13 protein-coding genes are annotated in these 15,786 nt (G+C 39.7%); 4 read left to right on the top strand and 9 right to left on the bottom strand.

Annotation, left to right across the window (positions count from 1 at the left end):
- Window positions 1-324: 324 nt before the first annotated feature.
- On the bottom strand, window positions 325-900 hold the full coding sequence (locus J3U68_RS07820) for a hypothetical protein (protein WP_267375887.1): 576 nt from the start codon (window positions 898-900) through the stop codon (window positions 325-327).
- 274 nt (window positions 901-1,174) lie between these two features.
- Window positions 1,175-1,810, bottom strand: a complete 636-nt coding sequence (locus J3U68_RS07815; RefSeq protein ID WP_267375886.1) for a flavin prenyltransferase UbiX — start codon at window positions 1,808-1,810, stop codon at window positions 1,175-1,177.
- A 222-nt stretch (window positions 1,811-2,032) separates the two neighbouring features.
- Between J3U68_RS07815 and J3U68_RS07810 the strand changes: the two genes are divergently transcribed.
- Window positions 2,033-2,503 (top strand): hypothetical protein, encoded by a 471-nt coding sequence (locus J3U68_RS07810; protein ID WP_267375885.1) that lies wholly within the window; start codon window positions 2,033-2,035, stop codon window positions 2,501-2,503.
- A gap of 84 nt (window positions 2,504-2,587) precedes the next feature.
- Here J3U68_RS07810 and J3U68_RS07805 read toward each other — a convergent pair whose 3' ends face one another.
- A complete protein-coding gene (locus J3U68_RS07805) occupies window positions 2,588-3,751 on the bottom strand; it encodes an extracellular solute-binding protein (RefSeq protein ID WP_267375884.1) in 1,164 nt (387 codons plus the stop codon).
- Window positions 3,752-4,083: 332 nt separating this feature from the next.
- Between J3U68_RS07805 and alaS the strand changes: the two genes are divergently transcribed.
- Window positions 4,084-6,711 (top strand): alanine--tRNA ligase, encoded by a 2,628-nt coding sequence (alaS, locus tag J3U68_RS07800; RefSeq protein WP_267375883.1) that lies wholly within the window; start codon window positions 4,084-4,086, stop codon window positions 6,709-6,711.
- A gap of 78 nt (window positions 6,712-6,789) precedes the next feature.
- Window positions 6,790-7,407 (top strand): MlaC/ttg2D family ABC transporter substrate-binding protein, encoded by a 618-nt coding sequence (locus J3U68_RS07795; protein ID WP_267375881.1) that lies wholly within the window; start codon window positions 6,790-6,792, stop codon window positions 7,405-7,407.
- 65 nt (window positions 7,408-7,472) lie between these two features.
- On the opposite strand, the gene J3U68_RS07790 is transcribed toward J3U68_RS07795, so the two are convergent.
- From J3U68_RS07790 to J3U68_RS07770, 5 genes are all read right to left on the bottom strand, one after another.
- Window positions 7,473-7,724, bottom strand: coding sequence for a GlsB/YeaQ/YmgE family stress response membrane protein (locus tag J3U68_RS07790; protein ID WP_267375880.1), 252 nt, complete (start codon window positions 7,722-7,724; stop codon window positions 7,473-7,475).
- Between the two features lie 304 nt (window positions 7,725-8,028).
- Window positions 8,029-8,244: a hypothetical protein gene (locus J3U68_RS07785; protein ID WP_267375879.1), complete on the bottom strand. Its 216-nt coding sequence runs from the start codon at window positions 8,242-8,244 to the stop codon at window positions 8,029-8,031.
- A 304-nt stretch (window positions 8,245-8,548) separates the two neighbouring features.
- Entirely contained in the window at window positions 8,549-9,799 is a 1,251-nt protein-coding gene (glyA, locus tag J3U68_RS07780; RefSeq protein WP_267375878.1) for a serine hydroxymethyltransferase, read from the bottom strand.
- Window positions 9,800-10,610: 811 nt separating this feature from the next.
- Window positions 10,611-11,393, bottom strand: coding sequence for a tetratricopeptide repeat protein (locus tag J3U68_RS07775; protein WP_267375877.1), 783 nt, complete (start codon window positions 11,391-11,393; stop codon window positions 10,611-10,613).
- A gap of 989 nt (window positions 11,394-12,382) precedes the next feature.
- Entirely contained in the window at window positions 12,383-13,024 is a 642-nt protein-coding gene (locus J3U68_RS07770) for a hypothetical protein (RefSeq protein ID WP_267375876.1), read from the bottom strand.
- A gap of 270 nt (window positions 13,025-13,294) precedes the next feature.
- On the opposite strand from J3U68_RS07770, the gene J3U68_RS07765 reads away from it, so the two are divergent.
- Complete coding sequence (locus J3U68_RS07765) at window positions 13,295-13,936, top strand: Pr6Pr family membrane protein (protein ID WP_267375875.1); 642 nt, start codon at window positions 13,295-13,297, stop codon at window positions 13,934-13,936.
- A gap of 382 nt (window positions 13,937-14,318) precedes the next feature.
- On the opposite strand, the gene J3U68_RS07760 is transcribed toward J3U68_RS07765, so the two are convergent.
- Window positions 14,319-15,539: an MFS transporter gene (locus tag J3U68_RS07760; RefSeq protein ID WP_267375874.1), complete on the bottom strand. Its 1,221-nt coding sequence runs from the start codon at window positions 15,537-15,539 to the stop codon at window positions 14,319-14,321.
- Window positions 15,540-15,786: the final 247 nt, after the last annotated feature.

Below are 15,786 nucleotides of genomic sequence, written 5' to 3'. Positions count from 1 at the left end.
GTGCAGATTGCAGCTTTATTTATGTCTCTCATTAAAATAGTGGCTTCAATTACGAAAAAACATTTTGTTCATTTGAGGATATGTTATCCAAGATTTAATTTGGATATTTTATCTGATTGTATTCTGCTTTAAGTAATTAAGTGGGTTTTAACTTCGCCACTGTTTAATTTGAAGTAGTTTATATAGTGGAATAAATACAGGCTTGATTGATCTGAGTTAATTTATTTTAGTCAAGCCATAATATTGCCGGAAAAACGGCAATTGTATCGCCGCGGTGCCTTTTGCGTTATTGAAGATGTAAGCAAGATTAATATTTGCACCAATCTAGTTTTTTTGCTGGCAAGTCTGGATAAGCGCTTCTTCAGCTAAACAAGCTTGTTTGGCAAAGTTTAAGCTGTTGTTAACTAGGTTTTGATTTTGCTCAATTTGGGTTGCGGTTTCGATGATGAGCAATCTTTCCGGACGACCAGCATGCAAACTCATGCGCATTTGTGCCGGCGTAAATGGTAGGTTATGTTGGTTGGCAAAAGCCCGTGCCCGCGCATTGGCGGTTTTCAGCATGGGAATTAAGGTGATATCTAAATGAAAGACGCGAACGCCCATAACCAATATGCGAGCAGCAAACCAATCCGCTTCATCACTGATTATAGCTGGGGTAGGTTGCTGAAAATTAAGCCTCTGTGCTGCGATAAGCATGGCTATGAGGCGTAGCTGAGGGATTAAGGCTTCGCTTAACATAAATTCTTGGTTGATTTCTGTGTCACGCAGTTGTGATAGCTGGTGGTGTTGGTTGCCATCAACAATCATATACCAACGCTGTAATTGCTGTGCTGGCGGTAAATCCTGTGACTGTTGTTGAACTAGGGCATGCATTTTTCTCTCACTTAAGTTTGTATTCATTTTAATGCCTTTCTATTTGTAAAACTTGAGGCGTTTTTGGCACTAAAAAACCGCCTCGATTGATTCGGGCGGTTTACCTTTTTTTCTGACTTCGCTAATTGGATTTAATCATACGCGAAAAGGCACCGCACTAAAGTGTGGTACCAATAAGAGTAAGAAAAGAAAGGTTTTGTATTATTCATTCTTTTAAAATACCGTTGCTAAGTTTGTTTGTCAAGTATTTTTTTGCTGTTGATCTGCGATGAGACTATTGCAATTTTGTGTTTTGCCTATATTAAGAAGGGTGGTGATCACCCCAACGATGGATTAGTTGATGGGGGATATGTAGTTGATCAAGAATTCTGGCCACAATAAAATCGACCATATCGGCAATGGTGGTAGGATGGTGATAAAAGCCCGGAGACGGAGGCAGGATACACACGCCTAATCTGGCTAATTTAAGCATGTTTTCCAGATGTATTGCTGAAAATGGACTTTCTCGTGGTACGACTATAAGCTGTCTATTTTCTTTCAAACAGACATCGGCAGCTCGCTCTAGCAGATGGTCAGATGTACCATTGGCGATGGCTGCTATGCAACCCATGCTGGCCGGGCAGATTATCATGGCATCGGCAGGGTTGGAACCGGAAGCAGGGGGGGCAAACCATTCATCTCGCCCGAAAACAGTCAGCATTGATTTTTCAACGCCGAATTCTGCACATAATAGATCTGTACACTGTTTGGGATTAGCTGGCAGATGCCAGTTCAGCTCTTGTTGGGCAACGATTTGCGCTGCCTGCGAATACAGTAGCCATACTTTGATTTTGGCCTGCAGCAGACAGGATAGTAAACGTTTAGCGTAGGGCATTCCGGATGCACCGGTTAATGCCAAGGTAACGGTTTCAATTCTGCTTGCAACAGGATTAATCATGATGATGCGGTCATTTAAATAGGGTGGAAGCTCATTATAGCTGTTTTAGATAGCAGTTGGGTTGTCGGTCTCGTTGTTTGAATTTTAAATTTGTGGTGTGGTCGGTTAGCGATGTTTTGAGAAGAATAATTCTACAGCCTGCGCGCTCTATCTCGACCATTCTGATTCAGCCGTCGATATGGCTGGGTTTTATAAGTTTTGATTAATATTGGATTGATAGTTATGCAATGGAAAAAAATATTATTATGGTCAAGTGTGTGCTTGGGTATGTTGTCTGGTTGTCAGGAATTGTCTGGCCCACAAGAGAATTGTAATGAGGGTGTAGAAGCTGGTAGTCAGGTTGTGAGTGGTAAATGTTTGCCAGCTAAAAAGAAACCTGAGGCACCGCTGATTATGCCGGAGCGCCTTTCTGCCCCGTTGGTGTCGGTATCGGTGGATAAGCCGGTGGATGAAGTGGGCAATTGTTTGCATACGAATATGCAGTCCCGTTTTAAATTACCGGCAGAATTTTATAAAGTAACTGTGTATGCTAATGGCAGTCAGACTCTGGCTCTGGTTAATCCTTTTACTAAGCTGGAAGGATTGCAAATAGATGTGGTTAAAGCCGGACCCAATCACAGTATTGTTAATCTGTATGATAATGGTATGGTTATTTCGAAAGCCTGGCAGCAGTTTCCTAAGCTGTGCCAATAGTATTGTCAAATAATCCACCATTTTTGATACAAGAAAACCCTTCACTGAGTGAAGGGTTTTTATGCTTATTGCTAAGGGTCAGGTTTATTTTCCCGCTTTAAGATTTTGCCATAAGCGTAGTTCGTACTTGAGGGTGTCGCTTTTGGCTGGAAGAACCAAATAGCTATTTTTAAGGACCTCATCAGACGGGAAAATGCTGCTGTTTTGCTGATATTCTTTTTTCATCAGATCTTTTGCTGGTAAGCTGGCAGGCGCGAAGGTAACGAAGTTAGCATTACGCGCAGCAATGTTTGGGTCAAGCACCCAGTTCAAATAACGATAGGCGTTTTGGATATTGGTGGCATCTTTGGGAATGGTAAGGGTATCAATCCATAGTGAAACACCACTAGCCGGTACCAAGACGTCTATATCGTCTTTGCCTGTGGCCTCTTGACGACGACGTTTAGCAATATTGAGATCGCCGCCAAAACCGATGGCCAGACAAACATCGCCTCTGGCCAGGTCATCAATGTAGCCTGAGGAAGAATAACGCAAAACGTTGTTATGATTGATTTTAATGACATTGGCGGCGAGATCAATGTCATTTTTACTCTGGCTGTTTGGATCTTTACCAATATAATGCAATGCCAGCGGAATCATTTCTACTGGACTATCCATATAGCTGATACCACAGCTTTTGAGTTTATCGGTATAGTCCGGATTGAAGGCCAGATCCCACTCATTTTCAGGCATGGGGGTATCGCCTAATGCAGTCTGTACTTTAACCCGATCTATTGCGATGGTATTCATGCCCCAATAGTTGGGAATGGCATATTGGTTGCCTGGATCGGCATCCTGCAATAATTCTAGTAATTTCGGATTGATAAATTTCCAGTTTGGGAGTAGTTCTTTATTCAATGGCTGATAAGCACCAGCTTTAATCTGACGACCAAGGAAAGAGTTAGACGGACCAACTATGTCATAACCGGATTGACCAGTCAGGATTTTACTTTCCAGTGTTTCATCACTGTCGTAATAGTTGTATGTAATTTGAATATTGTATTTTTTTTCGAATTCGCTGACGGTTTTGGGGTCAACGTAATCTGACCAATTGTATATTTTAAGTGCTTTAGTATTGTTTAATTCCCCTGATTGTATTGCTTTTACTGCAGAGGCCGGCTGTGCCGTAGTATTGTCTTGGGAACCATTACAGGCAACCAATGTACATAAAATCAAACCAACTAAGCTCAGACTGGCTGTTTTTTTCATGTCTGTCCTTTAATTAAATATGCATCAGTAATCTTGTTGCTGATGCGGATTTTGTAATTTTACTATCTTTGTAACATTATTTCGGGTTGATATGGGATAACTCGGCTGAAATAATGTAATTGTGTTGTTGGAATTGTCATTTCATTATGAAAAATTGAGTTGCAGGTAGGCGTAACTTCAAAACTACGGTAAGATAAGCGCATGATTTTAACAAGGGCAAGAAGCTGGAAGGGCAATCACTAAAGCTCTGTTTCTGGTTACTGTTTTCAGGCAGTCTGTGAAAATGCAGACTGCCTGTCTACAATTATTTGCCTCTATAAACTGACACAAACATGAAAACAGCTGAACTCCGAAGTAAATTTCTACAATTTTTTGAAAGTAAAAACCATCAGATTGTACCTTCTTCTTCACTGGTACCGCCACAGGATGATAAAACTTTATTGTTTACTAATGCCGGTATGAATCAGTTTAAAGATGTCTTTCTGGGGTTTGACAAGCGTCCTTATCATCGCGCCACAACAGCGCAGAAATGCGTGCGAGCCGGGGGCAAACACAATGATCTTGAAAATGTAGGCTATACTGCACGTCACCATACTTTTTTTGAAATGTTGGGTAATTTCAGTTTTGGTGATTATTTTAAGCGTGATGCTCTGCTTTTTGCGTGGGAATTTCTAACCAGTCCGCAATGGCTTAATTTGCCCAAAGAACGCTTATTGGCCACTGTGTATGCTGAAGATGATGAAGCTTATGATATTTGGCTCAATGAAATCGGAATGCCAGCAAATCGAATTATTCGTATTGGTGATAATAAGGGTGCCCGATTTGCTTCTGATAATTTCTGGCAAATGGGGGATACTGGTCCATGTGGCCCTTGTTCTGAAATTTTTTATGATCATGGTGAGCATATCTGGGGCGGCCCTCCAGGTAGTGCGGAAGAAGATGGTGATCGTTTTATCGAGATCTGGAACTGCGTCTTTATGCAGTATAACCGTGATGAAAACGGCAATATGAATAAGCTGCCACGCCCATCGGTGGATACCGGTATGGGTCTGGAGCGGGTGTCGGCAGTGTTGCAACATGTACACAGCAATTATGAGATTGATTTGTTTGTTAATTTGTTACATGCTGTGGCCAGAGTAGTGGGAGTAAGTTACTCACAGGACATGCCAAGTCTGAAGGTCATTGCTGATCATATTCGTTCTTGCGCATTTCTCATCGCAGATGGTGTGTTACCGAGCAATGAGGGGCGTGGTTATGTATTACGCCGAATTATCCGGCGTGCAGTGCGACACGGCTATAAGCTGGGATGTAAACAGGCGTTTTTCCATTTGTTAGTTGGTGACCTTGCCAAGGAAATGGGTCAGGCTTATCCGCAATTAATTGAAAAACAGACTCAGATCAGTGAAATTTTGCAACAGGAAGAAACCCGTTTTGCGCAAACGCTGGAAACAGGCATGGCTTTGCTGGAAACGGCGTTAGAAAAAGATTCACAGAGTTTATCTGGCGAAGTTATTTTTAAATTGTATGATACCTATGGTTTTCCTTATGATTTAACGGCTGATATTGCCCGTGAACGAAATATCAGTTTGGATGAAGAAGGTTTTGAAAGAGAAATGGCGGCGCAACGTGCTCGTGCTCGTGCCGCACAGAATTTCAAAGCCAATACGCAGCTGAACTATGAAGGCACGGACACGGAGTTTCGTGGTTATAGTGAACGACAAAGTGAAAGTAAAATTTTGGCTTTGTATAAAGATGGAGAAGCTGTTGAGCAACTTCATGCCGGTGAAGCAGGAGCGGTAGTTATTGATTTTACGCCGTTTTATGCGGAATCAGGTGGTCAGGTTGGTGATGTAGGTTATATATTTACCGGCGAAAATCGCTTTCAGGTATTGGATACGCAAAAAATTAAAGCCAGTGTATTCGGGCAGTTTGGCGAGATGTTGGCTGGCAGTTTAACTGTTGGCGATGCAGTGACTGCTCAGGTGGATAATGATATTCGAGAAGCCAGTATGCGTAATCACAGTGCTACGCATCTGATGCATCGGGCTTTACGTGATGTATTGGGCACACATGTTGAGCAGAAGGGCTCATTGGTGACGCCAGAGCGTACTCGTTTTGATTTTTCGCATTCGCAACCCGTGACAGCTGCTCAGATCGCAGAAGTTGAACGTCGGGTGAATGAAGCCATATTGGCCAATGTACCCGTTTGCGCCCAGCATATGACTTTTGATGAAGCGATTGCCGCCGGTGCCATGGCTCTATTTGGAGAAAAATACGGCGATCAAGTGCGGATGTTGAGCATGGGCGAATATTCAACTGAGTTATGTGGTGGTACGCATGTTTCCCGCACGGGTGATATCGGTTTATTTAAAATTGTGTCTGAAAGTGGTATCGCTGCTGGTGTGCGCCGTATTGAAGCTGTTACCGGTATGGTATCGCTGCAATATGTTCAACAGCAGGAAGAGTTATTAAAAGCTGCAGTAGCAGAGGTAAAAGCCCAGACTACAGATGATCTGTTGACGAAGATCGCAGCTATGCAAACGCACAGTAAACAGTTAGAGAAATCTTTGTTGCAGGCAAAAGGTGAGCTAGCCAAGCAGGCAGGTATGTCTTTGTTGGCACAGGCGCAGCCGATTGGAACAGCCCGACTGGTGGTTAGTCAGGTTGAAGCTGATAGTAATGCGTTACGTGAAATCACCACTTCGCTAACAGCAAAAGGCGATAATATCGTTGTGCTGCTGGCAGCGGTTAATGCAGGTAAAATAGCGATTACTGCTGGTGTTTCTAAGGAATTAACTAAAACGGTTAAAGCCGGCGAATTGGTTAATTTTGTTGCCACTCAGGTTGGTGGCAAAGGTGGTGGACGTCCGGATTTGGCGCAGGCCGGTGGGCAGGATGTGGATCAGCTCGAAACGGCGTTGGCTGGTGTGGCTGATTGGCTAAAAGCCAAGGCAATATAAGTTTTTGCAGATGTATGAGCGGTGGTTTATGTTATGGCAGCATAAACCACTGTGACTAATCCCTACAGGAGAGGAATGATGCAGAAGTACTTAAAAGGTTATTGGGCAGTTTGGTTAATGCTGTGTTCAGTGTGGGCATTTGCGGCCACGCCGGAACAGATTGCACAACAACAATTACAACAAAATGTTCAGATGGTTTTATCGGTGGCTAAAGATAAAAGTTTGAACGAGCAGCAACGAATCAGTCAGATTGAACGCTATGCTGATCAGTTTCTGGATTATGAGCGTATTTCTGCATTAGCTGTGGGTTTGCCGTGGCGTCAGTTTACACCGCAACAAAAACAAGATTTTAGTGCCGCTTTCAAGAGTATGATTGTGCGAATTTATGCGCATTCTGCCTTATTGGGTGCGGCAAATGCGGAAGTTAAGGTTTTACCGAAGGTGGTGAATCAAGGTAAAAACAAGCTGGAAACGTTTACTGAGATTGTTAGTGCTAATAATAAGCGCTACACGGTTGGTTATCAGATGTATTATTCTGGTGGTGTGTATAAAATTTATAATTTCCGCGTTAATGGTACCAGTCTGGTCACAGTGTATCGCTCACAATTTGATCAGTCGATTCAACAAAAAGGAATTGATGGCACGATTGCCCAGCTAAAAGAACGTGGATTTGGCAAGGTTCAGACTATTAAATAGTTTTGCATAGCCATGTTCTGAATAAGGATTGAAAGGTGATGGATTGATTATCCATCACCTTATTTTTATGACTGTCTGCTTTTAAATTTGCCATAAAGATATAGGATCAAACAGGCAAAAATCACGGATGCAATCAAACCAGCTTTTTCTCCGGCATGATACCAGCCAAACATTTGTCCGACATAACCTGCAACCACTGATCCACCTATGCCAAGTATTGTCGTCATCACTAATCCCAGATTTTCTTTACCTGGATAAATTACTTTTGCAATTACGCCAATAATAAAGCCGACGATAATCGTCCAAATTAAGCCCATAATTTACTCCTCGTTATAAGAAGTTTTATCTTAATACTACTAAGTGATTGAAAGTAAATCGCTTATGTAAAATAATTAGTTATTTGGGTATATTTTGTAACGGGTTTTGTAATGTTGCAAATAACAATAAATTTGCTATTCTTAACGTTGTTGATGGTTGTTTTTCATGGGAAATAGTTTTTTTATGCTAGTTTTCGTCTCTAGCTAAACCTGTCTTTAGATGATAGTGGCTGAAGGCATACTAAGCTCAGTGGGTAGTAAAAAAAGCACAGCTTAAAGCTGTGCTTAGATGATTGGATGAAGTTTAGTTATCACCAGTGTATTCATTCAAATCATGATATGCCCGACCACTTGATGGATTACCATAAACACGGTGGGTAGAATCATTTTGACCGTTTTGCGCAGTAGATTGAGTGAAGTTATTGATATCAGTATCATCATTCTCTTGGTTGGCCAGTGCTACACCTGCAGTCATGCTAAAAGAAGCAGCTAATAATAAGATAGAAGCTATTTTCCTCATTTTTGTTTCCTTTCGTATGTGCGTTATAAGGATAAAAGATAAATTCGTGCTTGTGCTGAATTTATGTTTGACCCTAACGATATATTAATACTTTATCGAATATTTAGTAAAGCCTAATAGATAAAATCTGAATTGCTAGCTAGGAAACCTTTTCAGTTTGATCCTAGAAAACCAAATTAAACCTAACTCAATAAAAAAACAGATTTAAATGCTACAAAATTGATAGCACTCTTATCTGTTTTTCAGTATAGCGATTATTAAAAGCAGTCGCAATTAAATTTCATTAACTAATTAATATATTTGTTTATCTATTATAAACAGGTAAACGATTGCAAATATTTTTAACTTTATTTGAAATTTCAGCAATGATCTGTTCGTTATCAGCATTGTCTAATACATCTGCAATCAGATGAGCCAATTCACGCGTATCTTCTTCAGTAAAACCACGGGTGGTGATGGCGGCCGTACCCAAACGGATACCGGAAGTGACGAATGGTTTTTCAGGATCATTGGGGATGGCGTTTTTATTCACAGTAATATTGGCTTGACCTAATACAGCTTCGGCTGTTTTACCAGTGATGTGTTTGGGTTGTAGATCCACCAAAAACATATGGCTTTCTGTCTTACCAGAAACAATGCGTAAACCACGTTGAATTAAAGTTTCGGCTAATACTTTGGCATTGAGTTTAACTTGTTTGGCATATTGTTTGAATTCCGGTTGTAACGCTTCTTTGAAAGCAACGGCTTTGGCTGCGATGACGTGCATTAAAGGACCGCCTTGTAAGCAAGGGAAAATTGCGGAATTCAGTGCTTTAGCATGTTCATCGCTACGGCTTAAAATCACGCCGCCACGAGGTCCACGTAAGGTTTTGTGGGTTGTGGTGGTGACAAAATCGGCAAAGGGTACTGGATTAGGGTATTCACCTGCTGCCACCAGTCCGGCATAGTGGGCCATGTCGACAAATAAGTAGGCACCCACTTTATCCGCAATGGCACGGAATCGTGCCCAGTCAATTTCTAGAGAATAAGCAGATGCACCTGCAACGATCATTTTTGGCTTATGTTCAAGTGCCAGTTTTTCAACTTCGTCATAATCCAAAACTTCATTTTTATCCAGACCATAAGTAATGGCGTGGTATAAGCGACCGGAAATATTGACGCCGGCACCATGGGTGAGGTGACCGCCATGAGCTAAAGACATACCCAAAATGGTATCACCAGGTTGCAAAACGCTGGCATATACCGCCTGATTGGCCTGAGAGCCTGAATGTGGCTGCACATTAACATAAGTAGCACCAAACAATTGCTTTAAGCGGTTAATCGCCAATTCTTCTACGATATCTACATATTCACAACCACCGTAATAACGTTTGCCCGGATAACCTTCTGCATATTTATTGGTTAGTTGGCTACCTTGTGCTTCCATTACGGCACAGCTAACATAATTCTCTGAAGCGATAAGTTCAACATGGTCTTGTTGGCGCTGATTTTCTGCAGCAATGACTTTTGCCAGTTCAGGGTCAAATTTTTCGATGGTTAAATCTTTAGAAAACATTTGGATTATTCCTTTTGGTTATGAAAGGTAAATGAAAAAGGTGAAGATGACTTAACGTAAGTTTATTTAGTTAACTATTTTAGCTTATCGACACAGCAGATGTGGATGAATTTGATCATTGTTTTAAATAAAGCAAATTCATACTCGGATAGATTGAGGTAGACATGAATCAGATCAATCTTTTGTTGAGATGGCTCGACTACATGCGGATATAGCTGACATGCGAATTTGGAAAGAGCGGTACAGCACACTCAACTTTAAGTAGGGCAACCCAATTGGTAGAATTTGCATAAAGAATGTTGGTTAATGTTATAAAACATACTGTCATCATTGTTCATTAGCATAATTAAATCTGTCCGGAATTATCTTATTTAAAATAAACCTACATTATCTGATACTTTGTTATATTCTTTCTTTTTCAAAATACCGTTGTATTAACCTTACTCTGGCTAATGCAATTTGTGGATCTATTTTTAAGGCTTGCTGATATTCTACTTCAGCTGCTTCTTGATGACTTTGTGCATAGGCTATGAACCTGATAGCTCAGAAATTGGTGGATAATGGGAATCGAGTTCTAATGCTTCATCATCGTATTCTTAGGTACTTGATATTAATTCTAAATACTTTTTTTCTTTGGGGAATTCTGAATTTATCTTAATGTATGACAGCTCAGGTTTTGCTGTATCTCCCAACAACTGCTGATTATTAGCTTCTTTTAATCCCTTTTCTGCTTGTTCCGTTAGAACTTTGATGGATCAAAATTTTATCTATTTACAGTCTTTTTTGCGTTTACGACTTTGATAGTGATCTTTTAAAAATCATCTTTATGATAATTATCCCAATTTGTTTCTAAGATATATCCCTGTACTGCATCTTTTTGCAAACCTATTATTTTGGTGGTACTAAATTTATAATGTTCTTGAAGTAATTTTTGTTGTTGTTCTAACATCTCTTTATTACCTATGATGTAATATAACTTATATAAATGTCTATCTTCAGATACTAAAGTGTATTCATCTCCATCATCAATAAAATTCATGACTTCTTTATATCTGTTAATTAAACGGATGGCATCTTTATATCTTTTGCAATGGATATAAGATTCCTTTAATTCAATGTACACAGCTCCTAACCATTTGAATTTCTCCTTCATCTCTTCTTTGTTAAATGCAAAACTATTATATCGGCTAATTACAAATTCACACTGCTGAATGGTTTTTTCACCATCCTTCTGTTTTTTACAATACAAATCAATAAGACCTATTCTTGCTTCAAAGTAATCCATATCTATTTCTAAGGCTCTTAAATACATCTGCTCCGCCAGTTTGTATTGTTTTTGGTTTTCATATATTTTTGCTTTTAACCAGTAAACTTCTTTATACGCAGGATTGATCTTTAAAGCCTCGTCTGAATATTGCCAAGCTGCTTCTGCTTTTCCACTTTCGTAATACGTAGCTGCTAATAAGTAATAATACTGAGCTTCAGGGTATTCTGCTGTTATTTGATGCAAAAGGGCAAGAGCTTCTGCATATTGTGCAAATTGCCGATAATGTCGGGCTTCTGCTATTTTTGTTTTCCGTTCTTTTTTATCCATATCTATGCATTTCTGGTATTAGCTATAGGACGAAAACCGTGTATGGCTTGATACCCTTGTATAAAAGCCACTTCCAACACTATAGTTGCAACAAGGTTATATCTACATAAATTCCTTTTTGCAGCTATTTTTCAGATTTTATCCATCTCAAACTATATTGCTCTTTTTTATTGGTGCTATGTTTTAGAGATTCCTCATATTTTGTTTTTACCGATGCTTTCTTTGCTTTCCCGTATTAGTATAGGTCACATAAGGAAAGATTGACTTTAGACTTAGATAAACCATTTTTATCTATTCGGTCAGCGGTAGAAATAATCAATGGTTTATAATAATTTGTTAGATGTAAATCGTCTACATTCCATGGTCCCCGGCTAAGGGTTTCTGTATGAGCTATTGTCTTGAATAAATCTTCATGCTGTGAAAGCAAATTTGGGTCTACTCTTTCAATCCCATTATCGGTTCAAGCAATAGCTGGAAATGCAGCGAAAATAGGATTATCCCAAGCCATATCACTTGGAGGAACAGCTATAATAGGAGTAGAAATTGTTCACTCTCTAACTATAGTTGCCATTTGAGCTATTTCTTTACCTAGCGATGAGAAGAAATCACAAATGGTATCCCTATACTACGCTAGTATGGTAAGTATAGACATTATTGCTAAAAATAATGAGTAATGAACTAGTTCAGATATTTGCTAATCATAATTATGGGCTAATACTAATTTTGTACAGAGTTTTTACAAGTGATCATTCCCGCATAAAAACAAATCAACTTCGCTTCAGCCGATAATGATTTTAAAACCAACAGTGAGTTGGGCACGGTATTCATTCAGTTAAAAGGCAGACTTCCCAATGGGATGATGCAATCTGATGATTATCAGGGAAGTTCCAATAATGAATTGATTTAGAATGTGTAGACTGAAGGAAAGTATATTTATCTGCCTGTTGCTAAGGGATTAATTGCCAAGCAAGCTTTGAGTTTTTTTGCTCTTAATCGTAGCTTTTGGATTGAATAAGTTGAAAATATCCATTTTTTATCTGATATTTTTGTTTTAAATAGACTTTGGCAACAGGATTTTTGATTAACCCTCGTTCATCTCCATACTCATATTTATCATTATAGTAATAGGTCACATATTGGGTAATATCGATGGTGAAGTCACGGTTAATTTTGAATTTGTTGAAACTGGACACGTCTTCATAACTGTACTGACTATCCAGCAACAAAGCTGCTCGCAGTTTACCTTGATGGTCATAGCTGGTAAGGAGGATATTCAGAAGTGGCGTATCTGACTCGCCGTAAGTGTTGTATATAATTAATTTATAAAGATAATCTTGATGCTGAAAACCACCTATTTCAAAATATTGATCCGTTAGGTTTAAATGGTTTTTTCCGAATATGGATCCTAATATTTCAATCTCGGTTTCTTGCTCAGTCACTTTTTGGGTTTGTGTACTGTATTGGTTTAGTAGTTTTATACCATGGGGAGTTTGATGATAATAATGGCTAAACTGGTTTGAATTGGCGGGCAAGCGCAGATTTTTCACGTTAATTTGGGCTAAGCTTAGCGTGGTACTCAGGCAAAATAAGCTTGCAATGAGGAGAAATTTTTTCAGGATAACGCTGATCATAGTGGCATAATCTTTGCTTAAATTTGTCAGGACATGCAGCGAACAGAACTGTTTTTGTATTCTGAATGTTTTTTGGTATTTATACCATCTTGATGGTAACACACATAGAGCAACGATGGCGGTTGAAGTTATGCGAGATTAAGCCATTCAATTTGTTCTATGCAATGGTTGTGTGGCAATACAGGTACTCTCTAAAGTTGAAATAAATTATCTATTAAATATTCAATTGTTGTTTTTACAATTAAGTTAAAGGGGTGCTTTTTTTAGAGTATGAAAAAATTGCTTAATTTGTTGATTGTGGTTTTGGTGGTATTCAGCATTTGTACTGAAACCTATTTATTTGTCATTAAGGGCATGCATCCGCTTATTTTAAACGAGACCTCTTACTTATCCCGCTTTATTTTTTATTATAGCTATTTTACCGTTCTATCAAATCTGGCCGTAGGACTGAGTTGTTTAATATTGCTGGTCAATGCTGATTATTCGGCTAAATGGTTTAAAGTGTTACGTTTGGACAGTATCGTCTGCATTACGATAACGTGTATTGTCTATAATGGGATGATGCGACAATGGCATGATGTTGATGGTATGGTTATTTTGACCAACGAATTTTTGCATCTAATCATTCCGATTTTAACCATATTTAGTTGGCTAATATATGGCCCGCGACAGTTTATTGATCAGCAAGTGATGAGTATCGCTGTTATCCCTCCTCTTATCTATGTGTTCTATATTTTTATAAGAGGTTATTTGACTCATATATATCCTTATCATTTTCTCAATGCTGATCAATTAGGTCTGTCTAAAGCATTGTGGATTATTGCTGCATTGATAATTTTATTTTTATTGCTCGAGTTTATTTTATTCTTGATTGATAACAAATTGGCTTGTGGCGCAGAGAAGCGGCGATAAATAATATTTTTCATGCGTTTGTTTACCCGCTAATACTTCAAAATTGTCTAACTACCAGCGCTATGCCATGATGGTTAAACTGCTAGCGCTCATGATGACACGGTTGGTGGTGATTTAATGTTGGATGTTTGATTGATCTGGCAGCTATGCCAATAGCTGGCTGCTTCAGCTGCTGCTTTGTTGAGGTTTATTCAGGCAACAATTAGATTTTTTTGCTGATGAATGCCGGCAGTTGCCTGTGTGGCTAAGGTGCTTGATCACTGAATGCGCGTGTGGTGATAGAGCAGGAATATGAATCATGTAATCAGTTTTGCACGGGTGCATTGTTGCTGCCCCTTGGTTTGCTGCCGGCATGATATCGTTTTATTGAATGCTGCTGTATTTATTTAAGTTCAATTTGTTTGGTCTCTTTTCCTAATAAGATAATCGCTACTACAGCTATCAGTATCGCTAGACTGAATAAGGCAAATATGGCGGATACACTGATATTTCTAGCCATTAATACGCCCACCATTAATGGACCCAGAATCCCACCGATGCGCCCTATCGCTGCTGCCATACCGGAACCGCTAGCGCGAATGTTGCTGCAATATTGTTCCGGTGTATAGGCATACAATGCTCCCCATGCGCCTAAATTGAAGAATGAGAGTAAAGCCCCCGCCAGAATTAATTGTGATTTCGTTTCAGCCACCCCAAACAGGAACGCACTGATGAGGGTGCCTAGTAAATAGATGATTAGTATCCATTTGCGTCCAACACGTTCGATTAGCCATGCAACGCTAAAATATCCTGGTAATTGCGCCAGCGTCATAATCAAGATATAAGCAAAGCTTTTAACCATATCAAAGCCTTTGGTCATCATGACACTGGGTAGCCATAAGAACATGCCATAATAAGAAAATACGACGCAAAACCAGACTATCCATAGCATGATACTTTGACGCTGATAGGGTTTTGAGGTTAATAATTTTAGTTTACTGATCACGCTTTCTGGCTGCTTGGATGGGCTAGCGCGGTTCACTGTAGCTGATTCAGGTAAATGATATCTTAAGTAAAGCGCATAAAAGGCCGGAATGGCACATATCAGCATGGCGCCACGCCAACCAATAAAAGGTAAGGGAATAAGAAAGTAGGCGATTAAGGCTGCCAGTATCCACCCGATCGCCCAAAAGCTTTCTAATAATACGACTATTCGACCGCGTATTTCTGGGGCAGCACTTTCACTGACTAAGGTTGAGGCTACGGGTAATTCTCCACCTAATCCCATACCAATAAAGAATCGTAGTATCAATAAGCTGGTTAATCCCCAGGCGAAAGCACTTAGGCCACTAGCGATACTAAACATCAGTAGGGTCATTAAAAATGCTGATTTACGCCCTTTTTTATCTGCATAAACGCCAAACACGAATGCACCAATTGCCATGCCAATGGAGTTGACGCTACCGATCCACCCCAGTTGAGTAGAGGTTAGTGACCAGTCTTGTTTTAAGGCTGCCAGTATAAAGGATAATAAACCAACATCCATTGCATCAAACAGCCAGCCGGTGCCGGCAATTAGCAACAGTTTTCGGTTGGAAATAGATAGGTTTTGGGATGGAAACATAATTAAATACTCAGGTTGATTTATCAGTTGGCATTAAGTGCCATTTGTCCAAGGCTAAGCTGAGTTAAATTTGCAATGATGTCACAGATCAAATATTTAAATAGCTAATCTGTTTGGGCTATTCTGGCAATCGTGTGGTGAAGGATTGCAGCAGATGACTGTTTAAGCGCCTAGATGATTGATCTGATCGGTTTCGCTGGTTGCTGAAGTTTTAAGCGTTATTCAATCATATAAGGTTTAGTTAGGC

This window comes from Snodgrassella sp. B3882 (genome assembly GCF_026535915.1).
GTDB lineage: Bacteria > Pseudomonadota > Gammaproteobacteria > Burkholderiales > Neisseriaceae > Snodgrassella.
This window is presented reverse-complemented; position numbering and strand designations above follow the sequence as displayed.

Coding starts and splice junctions, on each gene's coding strand:
- J3U68_RS07785 (WP_267375879.1), bottom strand. CDS start 8,244: ATGAGGAAAATAGCTTCTATCTTATTATTAGCTGCTTCTTTTAGCATG.
- J3U68_RS07765 (WP_267375875.1), top strand. CDS start 13,295: ATGAAAAAATTGCTTAATTTGTTGATTGTGGTTTTGGTGGTATTCAGC.
- J3U68_RS07805 (WP_267375884.1), bottom strand. CDS start 3,751: ATGAAAAAAACAGCCAGTCTGAGCTTAGTTGGTTTGATTTTATGTACA.
- glyA (WP_267375878.1), bottom strand. CDS start 9,799: ATGTTTTCTAAAGATTTAACCATCGAAAAATTTGACCCTGAACTGGCA.
- J3U68_RS07760 (WP_267375874.1), bottom strand. CDS start 15,539: ATGTTTCCATCCCAAAACCTATCTATTTCCAACCGAAAACTGTTGCTA.
- J3U68_RS07775 (WP_267375877.1), bottom strand. CDS start 11,393: ATGGATAAAAAAGAACGGAAAACAAAAATAGCAGAAGCCCGACATTAT.
- J3U68_RS07815 (WP_267375886.1), bottom strand. CDS start 1,810: ATGATTAATCCTGTTGCAAGCAGAATTGAAACCGTTACCTTGGCATTA.
- J3U68_RS07790 (WP_267375880.1), bottom strand. CDS start 7,724: ATGGGCTTAATTTGGACGATTATCGTCGGCTTTATTATTGGCGTAATT.
- J3U68_RS07770 (WP_267375876.1), bottom strand. CDS start 13,024: ATGATCAGCGTTATCCTGAAAAAATTTCTCCTCATTGCAAGCTTATTT.
- J3U68_RS07820 (WP_267375887.1), bottom strand. CDS start 900: ATGAATACAAACTTAAGTGAGAGAAAAATGCATGCCCTAGTTCAACAA.
- J3U68_RS07795 (WP_267375881.1), top strand. CDS start 6,790: ATGCAGAAGTACTTAAAAGGTTATTGGGCAGTTTGGTTAATGCTGTGT.
- alaS (WP_267375883.1), top strand. CDS start 4,084: ATGAAAACAGCTGAACTCCGAAGTAAATTTCTACAATTTTTTGAAAGT.
- J3U68_RS07810 (WP_267375885.1), top strand. CDS start 2,033: ATGCAATGGAAAAAAATATTATTATGGTCAAGTGTGTGCTTGGGTATG.